This is a genomic window from Terribacillus saccharophilus (genome assembly GCF_046592895.1).
GTDB lineage: Bacteria > Bacillota > Bacilli > Bacillales > Amphibacillaceae > Terribacillus > Terribacillus saccharophilus_D.
This window is the reverse complement of sequence record NZ_JAWVPU010000002.1, coordinates 314529-327844: the sequence shown is the minus strand read 5'-3', so window position 1 is coordinate 327844 and position 13316 is coordinate 314529. Positions and strand designations below refer to the sequence as shown.

Genomic DNA, 13316 nt, shown 5'->3' with positions numbered 1-13316 from the left:
TCAATCTCCTTGAGATATAGGTTGAGATGTTGCAATATCCTCATTTACTTGAAAGTATAAGATTAATTTTACTTTACCATTCTCTACAGTCTCATGTAAAATTTTTTGAGAAATAATGTCAGCATCTGCACCGACTTGAAGCTGCAAATCCTGCTTAGCCAGCTTTTCAGCCTGTGTTTTTGCTTCTTCTTTCGTACGTTTCACATGTTTTGTGATGCGCTCGTATTCGGAGTTCTTACTCAAGCCGATCGGCAGCTCCCAGCGCAGGAAACGGAGATGACGCACGGAATCCTGTTCCTGGGAATCCTTGAATTCCGAATCCCCGAACCCCCAAATCGGCAAGCGGAAACTGTCACCGAATTGGATGCTGTATTCATTTTTCTGCTTGCCGCTAAGTACTGTATATGTTTCATCCAGCGGCACTGCTGATGATACATTGTACCATGTCCTGGCGATGACCTTGCCAGTTGCTGCAACACGTTTACGCGTATCTTTTGGCTTTGTCTTGTCCTCTTCTTTCACAGGCTGCGGCTCATTGCCGATCAGCCCTGACACGAGTATATCGCCGGCATCCACATAATCATGGACTCCAACCTGTGCAGCTCCTTCTGAAACGAACATATCGACGATCACACCCTTTTTCTTGGCAACAAGGTTCCGGGGGCCTGGCTTGATTTCTTCTTCGACGATTGTTTTCGGAACACCTTCCAAAGCATAGGTTGTCCCTTTTTCCTGTACTCCTATCCACAGAAGTTCCGGTATATCCTGCAGCAGGCGCTGCTGGATATCGACAGGTGCGCCAAGCGTGAGTTTGAATGCTCCCAAACGGACCCCATACTCATCAAGCTGTGTTTCGATCTCATGCTCCAACTCAGGGCTTACACCCTTGATTTCGATTTTCCATACTGTATTGGACAGCAAAAAAACACTTAACACGCTGATCAAGATACCTAGAAGCAACGGCTTTTTGCGAAGCAATGCAGTGAAGAGGAAAGGAAAACCATGTTTACTGCGAAAACTTATTTTATAGCCTGTCCCTCTTCGCTGCATGCGAAGACGGCTGATATCCTGTTTCCTGATCTTCGCTTCACATGTTTGGCTGTCCTTTTTCTTGATATCCCAGACAAGCACTTCCTCCTGCACGAGCTGATTGAAAAACAGCTCGGGTCTATCCCCTTCAATCAGAACGGTCACATATCCAGTGAAATAAATATCCTGTGTGTGCTTCTTCATACGAACCCCCTGGTCTGCTCGCTTTATGAATCAATGAATTTGAATTCTTTCATTTTGCCTTCGAGCAGGATTTCCTCTGGCAGCATGACTTTCAATACAAAAGATTCCCCTGTGATCCGGAGAAAGCCTTTATTGAGCCGCAGCCGCAATTCGTTATCGGAAAAGAGGACCAACCCCCTGTGATTCTCGATGTAGGCATGAAAGTGGCCGATTGTCGTGATACGAGGGAGTTCGAGTACTACATCAGCAGGCATATCCAAATGCTCGGTGAACCAATTTCCGATTCGCTGCTGCCATTTTTTCATTTCCATCAGCTCCCCTCTGCACATTCTATGTTGCATGGTAGGAAGTCAGAACAATCATCAGCATGAAAAAAGCGAGCCCATTATTGGACTCGCTTACTGTACGTGCGATGCGGTTTCTTTGCACGTGGTTCTCCCAGAATTTCCGACCAGAGGACCTGTTCTGCAATTTGTCTGCTTGTAGGCCGCTTCAATGTGATTGGTTTGGTTGCTGGTTGATCTTTTGTTGTACGGCGGACGGAGGAGGCACTGCGCACATCGGCAACTTGTTGGATTGCTTCAGCCGCCTGGCCTCTCAAGTCTTCCGCTTTCCGTTCTGCCCTGACCAGTTCCGGTGCTTTTACTGGCTGTTGATTTTGCTGAGGTTGTTCTTTACTGGAGCGCCGCTGCTTTTCCTTCCAGTTCTTGACCGGAGGCTGTGTGCGCCGGGGATCTTCATCTTGATCTCCTTTTTTTCCAGCCGCATTGAATAAGAACACAACACCGGCAATGATTAATGGCACGAGAAATTGGAAAATATCAGACATGCACCTGCCACCTTTCTAAAAACTTAACGTTCTTCCTCATCATTTTTCGACAAGTCACCGATGCTGTCGCGCATCGTTGTATCCGCATTGATATTTTGGTAATTCATGTAATCCATCACACCCATGTTGCCGGAACGAAGCGCTTCAGCCAGTGCAAGCGGTACATCCGCTTCGGCTTCCACTACTTTGGCGCGCATCTCTTGTACTCGAGCCAAGTTCTCCTGTTCCTGGGCCACGGCCATTGCACGGCGTTCCTCTGCCTTGGCTTGGGCGATATTCTTATCTGCATCCGCTTGGTCGATTTGAAGCATCGCACCGATGTTTTTGCCGATGTCGATATCGGCAATATCGATGGATAAGATTTCAAAAGCAGTACCGGAATCCAATCCGCGCTCCAAGACGTTATGAGAAATTTTATCTGGATTTTCCAATACGTTTGTATGGTTTTCAGAACTACCGATCGTACTGACGATTCCCTCACCGACACGTGCGATGATCGTATCTTCACCGGCTCCACCGACCAGGCGGTCGATGTTTGCACGAACTGTGATACGTGCTTTCGCTTTTACTTCGATACCATCGATGGCAACACCGGAAATGAAAGGTGTTTCGATAACTTTCGGGTTGACACTCATTTGTACGGCTTCCAGAACGTCACGGCCTGCCAAGTCGATTGCTGCTGCCCTTTCGAATGACAATTCGATATTCGCTCGATGTGCTGCGATAAGTGCGTTCACGACACGGTCAACATTACCACCCGCCAGATAGTGACTCTCCAACTGGTTTGTATCCACTTGCAGACCAGCTTTGTGGGCTTTGATCAATGGGCTGATGACACGTGAAGGGATAACACGTCTTAAACGCATCCCCACCAATGTGAAGATGCTGATACGGACACCTGCTGCCAGGGCGCTGATCCATAGTGCAACCGGTACGAATGTAAACAGGATGATAAGTGCGATCAAAATGACCGCAGCAATGATAATCGGTACGAGAATATCTTGATTCATTGTTTTTCCTCCTTGTTTGTCACGGAACTGACGATGATTTTCTTGCCTTCTGTACGGATAACAACTATTTCCGAACCTTTGGCAACATACCTGCCCTCGGTGATCACTTCCATCACGCTGTCCCCTATTTCAGCTGTCCCTGTGGGACGTAGTGGAGTTTTGGCTACACCGCGCTGGCCGATAAGGGCTGTCAAACTTGGCAGCGTATCGGGTCTGAGTGTGTCTTGGAGGATCATCGGTTTGAACATACCTTTTTCAAAACCCACGATGCGAATGATATAAATGACAGCGATGACAGTCACGACGAATGCGATGCTGACGCTGATCATCATATCGGTTCTGTCAGCTGCCATTCGAAACAATGCCCAAAGCAGCCCGATCATACCGAGTATGCCCATAATCCCGCCAGGTACGAATAATTCCAAGACAAGTAAAATGATGGCCGCAGTCAAAAGCAGGATATCCGTACTTGTCGCAAGCCCTCCGGCAATGTGGCCATAAAGGAAGATCCCTCCTGCAGCAATGCCAAGAATGCCGCCAGCACCAAAACCAGGTGTGAACATCTCGACTGCCAACCCGGCAAACGCCACGGATAGGAGTATGGTTACGATGACAGGAGATGTGATCCAGGCTTGCAGTGTATCGCCGAAGGCCTGCACGGATGCCTGAAGGCTTGGAAGTGTGAAATATGGCAGCATACGTATCCTCCCGAGGTACTGGTTTCGTTACAGATGTTATGTACAGTAACGTATACGTTCTATTATGTAAAAGGTTTCACCTATTATCATTATATTTTAATTAAAGCAAAAATCCCAATCATAAATGATTGGGATTTTCTCAGATATCCATATACTATCAGTTAAGACAAGTGCTTATTCACGATTTTATTAACTAAAGATCCATCGGTTTTGCCTTTGACTTTCGGCATGACAGCACTCATGACTGAGCCCATGTCTTTTTTGGAAGCAGCTCCCACTTCCGTGATGGTCTGTTTAATAATGTCTTCAAGTTCTTCTTCCGAAAGCTGCTTCGGCAAATAATCTTGCAGAACTTGAAGCTCCGCTTCAAGCTTCTGAACTAGATCATCGCGTCCAGCCTCTTGAAATTCTTGGAGGGAATCTTTTCGTTGTTTTACCTCACGAGATAAAACGGTAAGTTCTTCATCCTCTGACAGTTTGTCATTACCAGTACGAATTGCTTCGTTCTGCAAGGAGGCTTTCACCATACGGATGACGCTGAGCGCTTCCTTGTCCCTTGCTTTCATTGCAGTCTTCATGTCCTGGTTCAGACGTTCTGTTAATGACATATCTCTTTGCACCCTCTTTGCTTACTTACGCTTTCTAGCCGCCTCAGATTTTTTCTTGCGACGAACACTAGGTTTTTCGTAAAATTCACGCTTACGGTATTCAGATAGAGTACCGCTTTTAGAAACAGTGCGCTTAAAGCGACGAAGAGCATCTTCAAGAGACTCGTTTTTGCGAACGCGAGTAGTGTTTGACATGCTAATTTCCCTCCCTCCGAAGCAAACAACAGTGTGCTATCTCATATGCACTGCTGCATATGTCTTTGCTCATTATAATATAATGCTAAATCCTGGTCAATAGAAAGGTGCATAATCCTGGACCTTTCCATAAAATATCAATAATCGCTGCTGCCAGAGACACCTGCGATGATCTGTACGCCGGCACTCGCCCCGATGCGAGTCGCACCCGCTTCGATCATTGCAAGCGTAGCTTCACGGTCACGTACGCCGCCGGAAGCTTTGACACCGATATCAGGGCCTACTGTATCACGCATCAGCTTGATATCTTCCACTGTCGCGCCGCCCCCGGAGAATCCAGTTGACGTTTTGACAAAATCGGCACCAGCCTTCACTGCAAGCTCACAAGCTGTGACTTTTTCTTCTTCGGTCAACAAGGAAGTTTCGATGATCACTTTTGTCAGCACACCAGCAGCGGCTTCCACTACAGCACGGATATCCGCTTCCACCGTTGCCAAATCGCCGGATTTCAAAGCGCCGATATTGATGACCATATCGATTTCCCCAGCACCTTTTTCAATTGCATCCTTTGTTTCCAAAGCTTTTACGGCGCTAGTCGATGCGCCGAGAGGGAATCCGATGACAGTGCAGACTTTTACATCCGTCCCCTTCAGCTGTTCAGCACAGTGGGATACCCAGTACGGATTTACACAGACGGAGGCAAATTTATGCTCCGCCGCTTCTTTGACGATCACGTCGATTTGTTCCTTGGTTGCATCTGGCTTCAATAAGGTGTGATCAATATATGCTGCGATATTTTCCAAGAGAGATTGCTCCTTTTTGTTAGATAGTCACACTTGCTTCTTCTTCATCCATGACACGGACGAATTGACCTTCATTATACGGGTAACCGGCTTTTGTAAGCTTCACACGGACGATTTTACCCACCATGTCCGGGGTTGCTTCGAATTTCACTTTCAAATAGTTATCGGTATAGCCAACATATACTGAATCCGATTCATTTGCATCATATAGTTCCTCTGGAATGACTTCCAGCACTTCATTTTCGAATTGAGATGCGTATTCCTTCGCTTGTTGATCGGAAAGTGTGATCAAGCGATGTACGCGTTCATTTTTGATTTCATCTTCCACTTGATCCGTCATGCGGGCAGCAGGCGTCCCAGTACGCTTGGAATAAGGAAATACATGCAGTTCGCTGTAGCCCACTTCTTGGATGAAGCGATACGTTTCCATGAATTCCTCTTCTGTTTCGCCCGGGAAGCCTACAATCACATCACTAGTGATGGCAAGGTTAGGCAGAGCCTTTTTGACTTTTTCTATCTTGCTGCGATAGAAGTCCGCGGAATACTTGCGTCGCATTCGTTTCAAAACAGTATCAGAACCGGATTGAAGCGGTATGTGCAAATGACGGACAATCTTCTCGGATTCATCCAGCACTTGGATCACTTCGTCCGTGATCTGACTTGCTTCGATGGATGATATGCGGATTCGTTTCAGTCCGCGGACGTTGGATTCCAATTCCCGCAACAATTTCGCAAAGTTATAATCCTGCATATCTTCACCGTACCCTGCTGTATGGATACCGGTAAGGACGATTTCCTTGTATCCGGCGTCGACGAGCTGCTGCGCTTGCTTCATGACATCCTCTGGGTTGCGGGAACGAAGCAATCCGCGTGACCACGGAATGATGCAGAACGTACAGAAGTTATTACAGCCTTCCTGGATCTTCAAAGATGCACGTGTACGGTCGGTGAAAGCAGGAACATCCATTTCTTCAAAGACACGGTTTTTCATGATGTTGGAAACGCCATTGATCGGTTCTTTCGTCTTCTTGAATTCCTCGATATGCTCGATCATTTTGTCCCGGCCTTGGGTACCCACTACGATATCCACGCCTGGAATCTCCATTATTTCCCCAGGTGATGTCTGTGCATAACAGCCTGTCACACAAATGACACCTTCGGGATTTTTCCGCACTGCCCGGCGGATGATCTGACGGCTTTTTTTATCTCCTGTATTCGTTACTGTGCATGTATTGATGACATAAACATCGGACTGATGGTCGAAATCGACTCTTTCATAGCCTTGGGCTTTGAATTTCTGCCAAATGCCTTCCGTCTCATAATGATTAACTTTACAACCTAATGTGTGGAATGCCACTGTAGGCATGGAAAAACACCTCATTCTTCAAAGTGGTACGATAGACTAGCCAACATGTATAACGCTGCGGTTTCCGTCCTTAAGATACGGGGACCCAGCCTGATCGGAGCGAAACCAGCTTCCTGCAGCTGATCTGCTTCTGATTCACTGAATCCGCCTTCTGGTCCGATGACGACAAGTACATTATCTGATGATGAAATGTGTTGGAAGACAGAACGCAGCGGTTCTGCTTTCAATCCTTTTGCTGCTTCCTCATATGCGAACAATTTATGCTTGTATGTACCGCTGCCCTCAAGCAGCATCTGGAAGGAATGCACATCCTCAACGATCGGTATGGTCTGACGGCTGGACTGTTCTGCTGCCTCCTTGGCGATTTTCTCAAGTCTGAGGCGTTTTTTGTCCTTCTTTTTCTCGTCCCATTTTACAACGGATCTTGCTGCTTGAAAAGGGACGAAACCGGTTGCTCCCAGTTCCGTTCCCTTTTGCACGATAAATTCCAGTTTGTCACCCTTTGGCAGGCCCTGGGCAATCGTCACAGCTATCGGCATTTCCGTATCGATATCGATTTGTTCTGAAACAATGACAACAACATGTTCTGCCGTCAGCTCGGAAATCCGACACTTAGCTGCATGACCTCCCGGATGGACACAGATGATTTCATCGCCTTGTTTCATGCGCATGACACGGTTAATATGATGCGCATCCTGCCCATCCAGCGTAACCTGATCACCCTGCCAGTTGGCAGCTTCTACGAAATAACGCTGCATGCTTTCACACCTGCCTTAGTTCTTCTTTGCAATGATGGCTACCCAATCTTCCATTTCATTGACTTCGACAATCTCAAAACCAGATGCAGTCAAGGCTTCTTTGACATCGCCCTTCTTCTGGCTGATGATGCCGCTTGTGATGAACAGGCCGCCTGGCTTGATCAACTTATACGCATCATCCGTGAATTTCAAGATGATTTCAGCAAGGATGTTGGAGACGATGACATCCGCTTCGATCTCCACACCTTCCAGCAGATTATTCGTTGAAGCGGTGATGCTGCCTGCGGCTTGGTTCAGCTCTGCATTGATTTTGGTGCTGTTGACCGCCACCTCATCCAGATCGAATGCATGTACATGGTCGGCACCCAGCAGCACAGCCGCGATGCTCAATACACCCGAACCAGAACCGACATCGATGACGATATCGCCTTTTTTCACAAAGCGCTCGATAGCTTGTACACTAAGTACCGTGGTCGGGTGCGTCCCTGTGCCGAATGCCATCCCTGGATCAAGTTCCATGATCACTTCATCACTTGCAACCGGCGTATATTCTTCCCAAGTTGGAATGATGGTGAAGGTTTCGGAAATTTTCACTGGCTTATAATACTTTTTCCAAGCCGTGGACCAGTCTTCTTCATCCACTTCACTGACGGATACTTCATTTGCACCGATATCGATCTGATATTCTGTAAGATTCGTCACCGCTGCCTTTATTTCATTGACTGATTCATTCAGAAAGCTGTTCATAGGTAAATACGCCTTGACAAAAATACCTTCTGCCGGATAGTCATTTGGATTCAATTCATAGATTTCACCAAATGTCGTTTTATGATCTTTGACCAAATCCTCCGGGTCCTGAATCACGACACCGCTCGCTCCTGCCTCATGCAGGATATTCGAAATCGGTTCGATTGCTTCATTCGTCGTATGGATGCACAGCTCTGCCCATTTCACGTACACGTCACTCCTTTTATTAAGACTCACCCTTGAACGCACGTTTCATACGCGTAAAGATATTGTCATGCTGTTCGTCAGTAGGTTCGTTACCGCTGATGTCGTTCAATTCACGCAGAAGCTCCTTCTGACGGTCAGATAGATTCGTAGGTGTTACGACACGGATTTTGACATGCTGATCACCTTGGCCATATCCGCGGACATTCGGCGAACCTTTGCCTTTCAAGCGGAATACCTTTCCTGTTTGGGTGCCGGCAGGGACCTTCAGATTCACCGAGCCGTGAACTGTCGGTACTTTGATTTCATCGCCGAGTGCTGCCTGGGCGAACGTAATCGGCATTTCGCAATAGATATTATCGCCATCGCGGTCAAAGAACTCGTGATTGCGTACTTGGATGACTACATATAGATCTCCAGGGGGACCTCCGTTTACACCAGCTTCACCTTTGCCGGATACACGGATCTGCTGGCCGTCATCGATACCTGCAGGAATATTGATATGGATTTTGTTGCGTTTGCGGACACGTCCGGAGCCACCGCATGTTTTACATTTATCCGGAATGATTTTACCAGTTCCATTACATGTGTTGCATGCGCGTCGATTCACGACACGGCCAAATGGCGTGTTTTGTTCCACATTGAGCTGTCCGCTTCCATTACAATGTGTACAAGTCTTCGGCTTGGTGCCTGGTTTGGCTCCTGAACCGTGACATGTATCGCATTCTTCTTCTTTTGGAATCTCGATATCAGTTTCTTTACCAAAAATCGCTTCCTCGAATTTCAGCGTCATTGTGTACTGCAAATCTGCACCTTGACGCGGCGCGTTCGGATCGCTGCGGCGTCCTCCGCCGCCAAAGAACATATCGAAAATGTCGCCAAAACCATTGAAATCCTGTGCACCAGCTCCGCCAAAACCTTGACTTTGCGGGCCGGCATGACCGAATTGATCGTATTGGGCACGCTTTTGCTCATTGCCGAGAACTTCATAAGCTTCTTTTGCTTCTTTGAACTTATCGGCTGCATCGTCTGCCTTGTTCACATCTGGATGGTATTGGCGCGCAAGTTTGCGATATGCTTTTTTGATTTCCTCTTTAGAAGCGCCTTTTGAGACACCAAGCACATCGTAGTAATCCCGCTTACTCACTGACAATCACTCTCCCGACTCTCTTCTTTACATAAATTTTATCATAACATGGAGCCCTGTACGGGGCAAATGCTCTTAACATGTAACAAGTCAAAGCCTGCACTTAAGCGGCTTTGACTTGTCGTCTTGTCTTTATAGTTTCTGTTTCTTATTTCTTATCGTCGTCGTTCACTTCTGAGAAGTCAGCATCAACGACATCATCGTCTGTTTTTTCGCCGCCTTGGGCTTGCTGTGCTTGAGCTGCTTGCTCATACAGTTTTACAGACAATGCTTGCACTTGCTCGGAAAGGGCATCTTTCTTCGTTCTGATATCCTCGATATCAGTGCCTTCCAATGCTGTTTTCAGTTCTTCTTTCGCTGCTTCTGCTTTTTGCTTATCTTCTTCAGAAACATTTTCAGCAAGATCTTTCAATGTTTTGTCTGTTTGGAAGACTAGCTGATCAGCTTCGTTGCGAAGATCTACTTCTTCACGGCGTTTTTTATCTTCCTCCGCATTATCTTCTGCTTCTTTCACCATTTTTTCAACTTCTTCATCGGAAAGGCCTGAAGAAGATTTGATTGTGATGGATTGTTCTTTGTTCGTGCCAAGATCTTTCGCACGCACATTCACGATACCGTTGGAGTCGATATCGAAGCTTACTTCGATTTGCGGTACACCGCGTGGTGCCGGCGGAATATCGGACAATTGGAAGCGTCCAAGTGTTTTATTGTACGCTGCCATTTCACGTTCACCCTGAAGCACGTGGATGTCCACAGATGGCTGATTATCCGCAGCTGTAGAGAATACTTGGGATGCACTTGTCGGGATCGTCGTATTGCGCTCGATCAATTTCGTGAACACGCCGCCCATCGTTTCGATACCAAGGGAAAGTGGTGTAACGTCAAGAAGTACAACGTCTTTCACATCACCTTGCAAGACACCGCCCTGGATAGCAGCACCAAGTGCAACAACTTCATCCGGGTTTACGCCTTTGGAAGGATCTTTACCAGTTTCTTTTTTGATTGCTTCCACAACAGCAGGAATACGCGTAGATCCACCAACCAGGATTACTTTGTCGATTTCGCTTGCAGAAAGATCTGCATCACGGAGTGCTTGACGTGTAGGTCCCATTGTACGCTCTACCAAGTCAGCAGAGATTTCATCGAATTTCGCACGGGATAGGGAAAGCTCCAAGTGAAGCGGGCCTTCTGCTCCGGCAGTGATGAATGGAAGGGAAATCTGTGTTTGCGTAACACCAGAGAGATCTTTCTTCGCTTTTTCAGCTGCATCTTTCAAACGCTGCATTGCCATTTTATCTTTGGAAAGGTCGATGCCGTTCTCTTTTTTGAATTCTGCCACAAGATGATCGATGATCACTTGGTCGAAATCATCACCGCCAAGACGGTTGTCACCTGCAGTGGAAACCACTTCGAACGTACCATCGCCGATATCCAGGATGGAAACGTCGAATGTACCGCCGCCAAGGTCATAAACAAGGATTGTTTGATCTTCTTCTGTGTTGATACCGTAAGCAAGCGCTGCTGCTGTAGGTTCGTTGATGATACGTTCCACTTCAAGACCAGCGATTTTACCAGCATCTTTGGTTGCTTGACGCTCTGCATCGTTGAAGTAAGCAGGAACTGTGATAACAGCTTTATCGACAGTTTCACCAAGATAATCTTCCGCGAAAGATTTGATATATTGCAAGATGATGGCAGAAATTTCTTGAGGCGTATAAGACTTGCCTTCGATTTCCACTTTGTAATCCGTACCCATATGACGTTTGATGGATTGGATTGTATTCGGGTTCGTGATAGCCTGACGCTTCGCAACTTCCCCGATTTGTCTTTCCCCATTTTTGAATGCCACGACGGAAGGGGTTGTACGGTTGCCTTCCGGGTTCGGAATGACGCGTGCTTCCCCACCTTCCATTACGGACACACAAGAGTTAGTTGTACCTAAGTCAATACCAATGATTTTACCCATTTTGTATTTTTCCTCCTTTAGAGCATATGTAGTGCTTTATTGATTCACTTGAACCATAGCCGGTCGGATGACACGGTCTTTCAATTTATAACCTTTTTGCAATTCCTGCACGACCGTATTCGGTTCGTAATCTGCATTCTCCACCTGCATGACAGCTTGGTGCAGGTGCGGATCGAATGGCTGGCCGACTGTTTCGACTGCTTCGATACCTTGCTTTTCGAATGCGTCAAGCAGCTGACGATGCACCATGCGGATGCCATCGACGAAGCCTTTATTCGCTTCTTCTTCCTGTACAGTCTGAAGCGCGCGATCCAAGTTGTCGACAACCGGCAGCAATGCTTCGGCTAAATCTTGAGATCTATATTTGCTGGCAGCTTCTTTTTCTTTCTGTGTACGCTTGCGGAAGTTATCATACTCGGCCTGCAAGCGAAGCAGACGTTCCTGCATCTCATTTTTTTCTTGTTCGAGCTGCGCCAGTTTTTCACTGCCTTCTTCATTTGCTTCAGATTCCTCAGCTGGTGCTGCATCGATCACTTCTGTTTCGACAGCTTCCTGCTCTTCGGTTTCATTTACATTTTTATTTTCTTCATTTGCCATAATGGTCACCTCCTGAAAAGGGTAGCTTATATGAAAGGCTTGCTGGAAAAGCAAGCCATATTCAACTCATTTCTGCCAATCCCGATAAGCACTGGTCAGATTTTTCGATAGAACATGCATAAGTGATATCACCCGGGAATATTCCATCCTGGTCGGTCCGAGCAGAGCGACAGTACCCATATGCTTGCCGTCCGCTGTATAACTTGCTGTCACAAAACTGCAATCCTGCATCGCATCCAGCTTGTTCTCTGTGCCGATTGAAACATGGAGATCGTTTTGCTCTCCTTTAAGAAGCTGGGCGATCAATTCGCCTTCTTCTTCAATCATCGTATAGAGGGACCGCAGCTTATTCAAGTCCTGGAAATCAGGCTGCATCAGGATATTCGTCTTGCCGCCGAAATAAAGCTTGAATGGCTGCTGGGTTTCCATGAAAGAACGCAGATAAGTGAACATGGTTTCGTAATGGGCAGTGTGCTGTTTGAGCAATTCCTGCACTTCCGCTTTCAATCTGCCGGGCACCATCATCAGCGGCACACCAGCTAAGCGGTCATTCAGGATATTCACGACTTTCTCCATCTCCCCATGATCCATCCCATCTGGAATACGGAAAGATCTGTGCTCTACATGTCCAGTGTCTGTAACAAGGATCATGACGGCACTATGATCCGTCAATGTCAGAATCTGAATGTGCTTGAGTTTCGTCTCGAGCATTTCGGGTCCGAGTATGATACTCGTATAATTAGTCAGCTCTGACAACAGTGCAGCGGACTGCTGGACAACATCTTCCATCTCCCGGATATTCGCAGAGAATGTCCGTTTAATCGCTGACGTATCCTGTTGCGTCAAGTGAAATGGTGTCAGTAGATGATCCACGTAGAAACGGTAACCTCTTTCAGAAGGCACCCTTCCCGATGAAGTATGCGTCTTTTCAATCAAGCCAAGAAGCTCCAATTCAGCCATATCATTACGGATCGTTGCAGCACTATAAGCAACATCCTGCTTCGTGGAGATTGCACGCGAGCCGATCGGCTGAGCCGTCTCAATGAAATCATCGACTATGACCTGAAGGATACGCAGCTGTCTTTCTGTCAGCATGATCATCACCTCGATTAGCACTCTAGTTTAGGGAGTGCTAAATATACATATAAGGTAACA

15 protein-coding genes are annotated in these 13316 nt (G+C 46.9%); all 15 read right to left on the bottom strand.

The annotated features are described in order from the left end of the window. The 15 genes from yqfD to hrcA all read right to left on the bottom strand — a co-directional run bounded on the left by yqfD (position 1) and on the right by hrcA (position 13256). A complete protein-coding gene (yqfD, locus tag SFC66_RS07405) occupies positions 1–1233 on the bottom strand; it encodes a sporulation protein YqfD (RefSeq protein WP_411218072.1) in 1233 nt (410 codons plus the stop codon). Between the two features lie 23 nt (positions 1234–1256). Then, a complete protein-coding gene (gene yqfC / locus SFC66_RS07400) occupies positions 1257–1538 on the bottom strand; it encodes a sporulation protein YqfC (RefSeq protein ID WP_170829697.1) in 282 nt (93 codons plus the stop codon). Positions 1539–1618: 80 nt separating this feature from the next. Next, positions 1619–2062 carry a hypothetical protein gene (locus SFC66_RS07395; RefSeq protein ID WP_411218071.1) on the bottom strand — a complete coding sequence of 148 codons (444 nt, stop codon included), beginning with the start codon at positions 2060–2062 and terminating at the stop codon, positions 1619–1621. A gap of 23 nt (positions 2063–2085) precedes the next feature. Continuing rightward, entirely contained in the window at positions 2086–3072 is a 987-nt protein-coding gene (floA, locus tag SFC66_RS07390) for a flotillin-like protein FloA (protein ID WP_411218070.1), read from the bottom strand. Then, positions 3069–3770, bottom strand: coding sequence for an NfeD family protein (locus tag SFC66_RS07385; RefSeq protein ID WP_411218069.1), 702 nt, complete (start codon positions 3768–3770; stop codon positions 3069–3071). Before SFC66_RS07385 ends, floA begins: the two co-directional genes overlap by 4 nt. Before the next feature lie 161 nt (positions 3771–3931). Continuing rightward, positions 3932–4378: a GatB/YqeY domain-containing protein gene (locus SFC66_RS07380; protein WP_411218068.1), complete on the bottom strand. Its 447-nt coding sequence runs from the start codon at positions 4376–4378 to the stop codon at positions 3932–3934. A 21-nt stretch (positions 4379–4399) separates the two neighbouring features. Beyond that, positions 4400–4573 carry a 30S ribosomal protein S21 gene (gene rpsU / locus SFC66_RS07375; protein WP_077308578.1) on the bottom strand — a complete coding sequence of 58 codons (174 nt, stop codon included), beginning with the start codon at positions 4571–4573 and terminating at the stop codon, positions 4400–4402. Positions 4574–4710: 137 nt separating this feature from the next. Then, positions 4711–5376: a deoxyribose-phosphate aldolase gene (gene deoC / locus SFC66_RS07370; RefSeq protein ID WP_411218067.1), complete on the bottom strand. Its 666-nt coding sequence runs from the start codon at positions 5374–5376 to the stop codon at positions 4711–4713. A gap of 19 nt (positions 5377–5395) precedes the next feature. Further along, on the bottom strand, positions 5396–6742 hold the full coding sequence (mtaB, locus tag SFC66_RS07365; RefSeq protein ID WP_411218066.1) for a tRNA (N(6)-L-threonylcarbamoyladenosine(37)-C(2))-methylthiotransferase MtaB: 1347 nt from the start codon (positions 6740–6742) through the stop codon (positions 5396–5398). An 11-nt stretch (positions 6743–6753) separates the two neighbouring features. After that, a complete protein-coding gene (locus tag SFC66_RS07360; protein ID WP_411218065.1) occupies positions 6754–7500 on the bottom strand; it encodes a 16S rRNA (uracil(1498)-N(3))-methyltransferase in 747 nt (248 codons plus the stop codon). A gap of 15 nt (positions 7501–7515) precedes the next feature. After that, positions 7516–8454, bottom strand: a complete 939-nt coding sequence (gene prmA / locus SFC66_RS07355) for a 50S ribosomal protein L11 methyltransferase (protein WP_411218064.1) — start codon at positions 8452–8454, stop codon at positions 7516–7518. 19 nt (positions 8455–8473) lie between these two features. Then, on the bottom strand, positions 8474–9598 hold the full coding sequence (gene dnaJ / locus SFC66_RS07350) for a molecular chaperone DnaJ (protein ID WP_411218063.1): 1125 nt from the start codon (positions 9596–9598) through the stop codon (positions 8474–8476). A gap of 148 nt (positions 9599–9746) precedes the next feature. Further along, positions 9747–11564: a molecular chaperone DnaK gene (gene dnaK, locus SFC66_RS07345; protein ID WP_411218062.1), complete on the bottom strand. Its 1818-nt coding sequence runs from the start codon at positions 11562–11564 to the stop codon at positions 9747–9749. 36 nt (positions 11565–11600) lie between these two features. Next, positions 11601–12161 carry a nucleotide exchange factor GrpE gene (grpE, locus tag SFC66_RS07340; protein WP_411218061.1) on the bottom strand — a complete coding sequence of 187 codons (561 nt, stop codon included), beginning with the start codon at positions 12159–12161 and terminating at the stop codon, positions 11601–11603. 66 nt (positions 12162–12227) lie between these two features. After that, entirely contained in the window at positions 12228–13256 is a 1029-nt protein-coding gene (gene hrcA, locus SFC66_RS07335; protein ID WP_411218060.1) for a heat-inducible transcriptional repressor HrcA, read from the bottom strand. Positions 13257–13316 lie beyond the last annotated feature (60 nt).

Excerpts from the sequence above, each read along its gene's own strand:
- hrcA (WP_411218060.1), bottom strand. The coding sequence starts at position 13,256 with ATGCTGACAGAAAGACAGCTGCGTATCCTTCAGGTCATAGTCGATGAT.
- mtaB (WP_411218066.1), bottom strand. The coding sequence starts at position 6,742 with ATGCCTACAGTGGCATTCCACACATTAGGTTGTAAAGTTAATCATTAT.
- SFC66_RS07380 (WP_411218068.1), bottom strand. The coding sequence starts at position 4,378 with ATGTCATTAACAGAACGTCTGAACCAGGACATGAAGACTGCAATGAAA.
- SFC66_RS07395 (WP_411218071.1), bottom strand. The coding sequence starts at position 2,062 with ATGTCTGATATTTTCCAATTTCTCGTGCCATTAATCATTGCCGGTGTT.
- SFC66_RS07360 (WP_411218065.1), bottom strand. The coding sequence starts at position 7,500 with ATGCAGCGTTATTTCGTAGAAGCTGCCAACTGGCAGGGTGATCAGGTT.
- yqfC (WP_170829697.1), bottom strand. The coding sequence starts at position 1,538 with ATGAAAAAATGGCAGCAGCGAATCGGAAATTGGTTCACCGAGCATTTG.
- dnaK (WP_411218062.1), bottom strand. The coding sequence starts at position 11,564 with ATGGGTAAAATCATTGGTATTGACTTAGGTACAACTAACTCTTGTGTG.
- rpsU (WP_077308578.1), bottom strand. The coding sequence starts at position 4,573 with ATGTCAAACACTACTCGCGTTCGCAAAAACGAGTCTCTTGAAGATGCT.
- SFC66_RS07385 (WP_411218069.1), bottom strand. The coding sequence starts at position 3,770 with ATGCTGCCATATTTCACACTTCCAAGCCTTCAGGCATCCGTGCAGGCC.
- floA (WP_411218070.1), bottom strand. The coding sequence starts at position 3,072 with ATGAATCAAGATATTCTCGTACCGATTATCATTGCTGCGGTCATTTTG.
- grpE (WP_411218061.1), bottom strand. The coding sequence starts at position 12,161 with ATGGCAAATGAAGAAAATAAAAATGTAAATGAAACCGAAGAGCAGGAA.
- yqfD (WP_411218072.1), bottom strand. The coding sequence starts at position 1,233 with ATGAAGAAGCACACACAGGATATTTATTTCACTGGATATGTGACCGTT.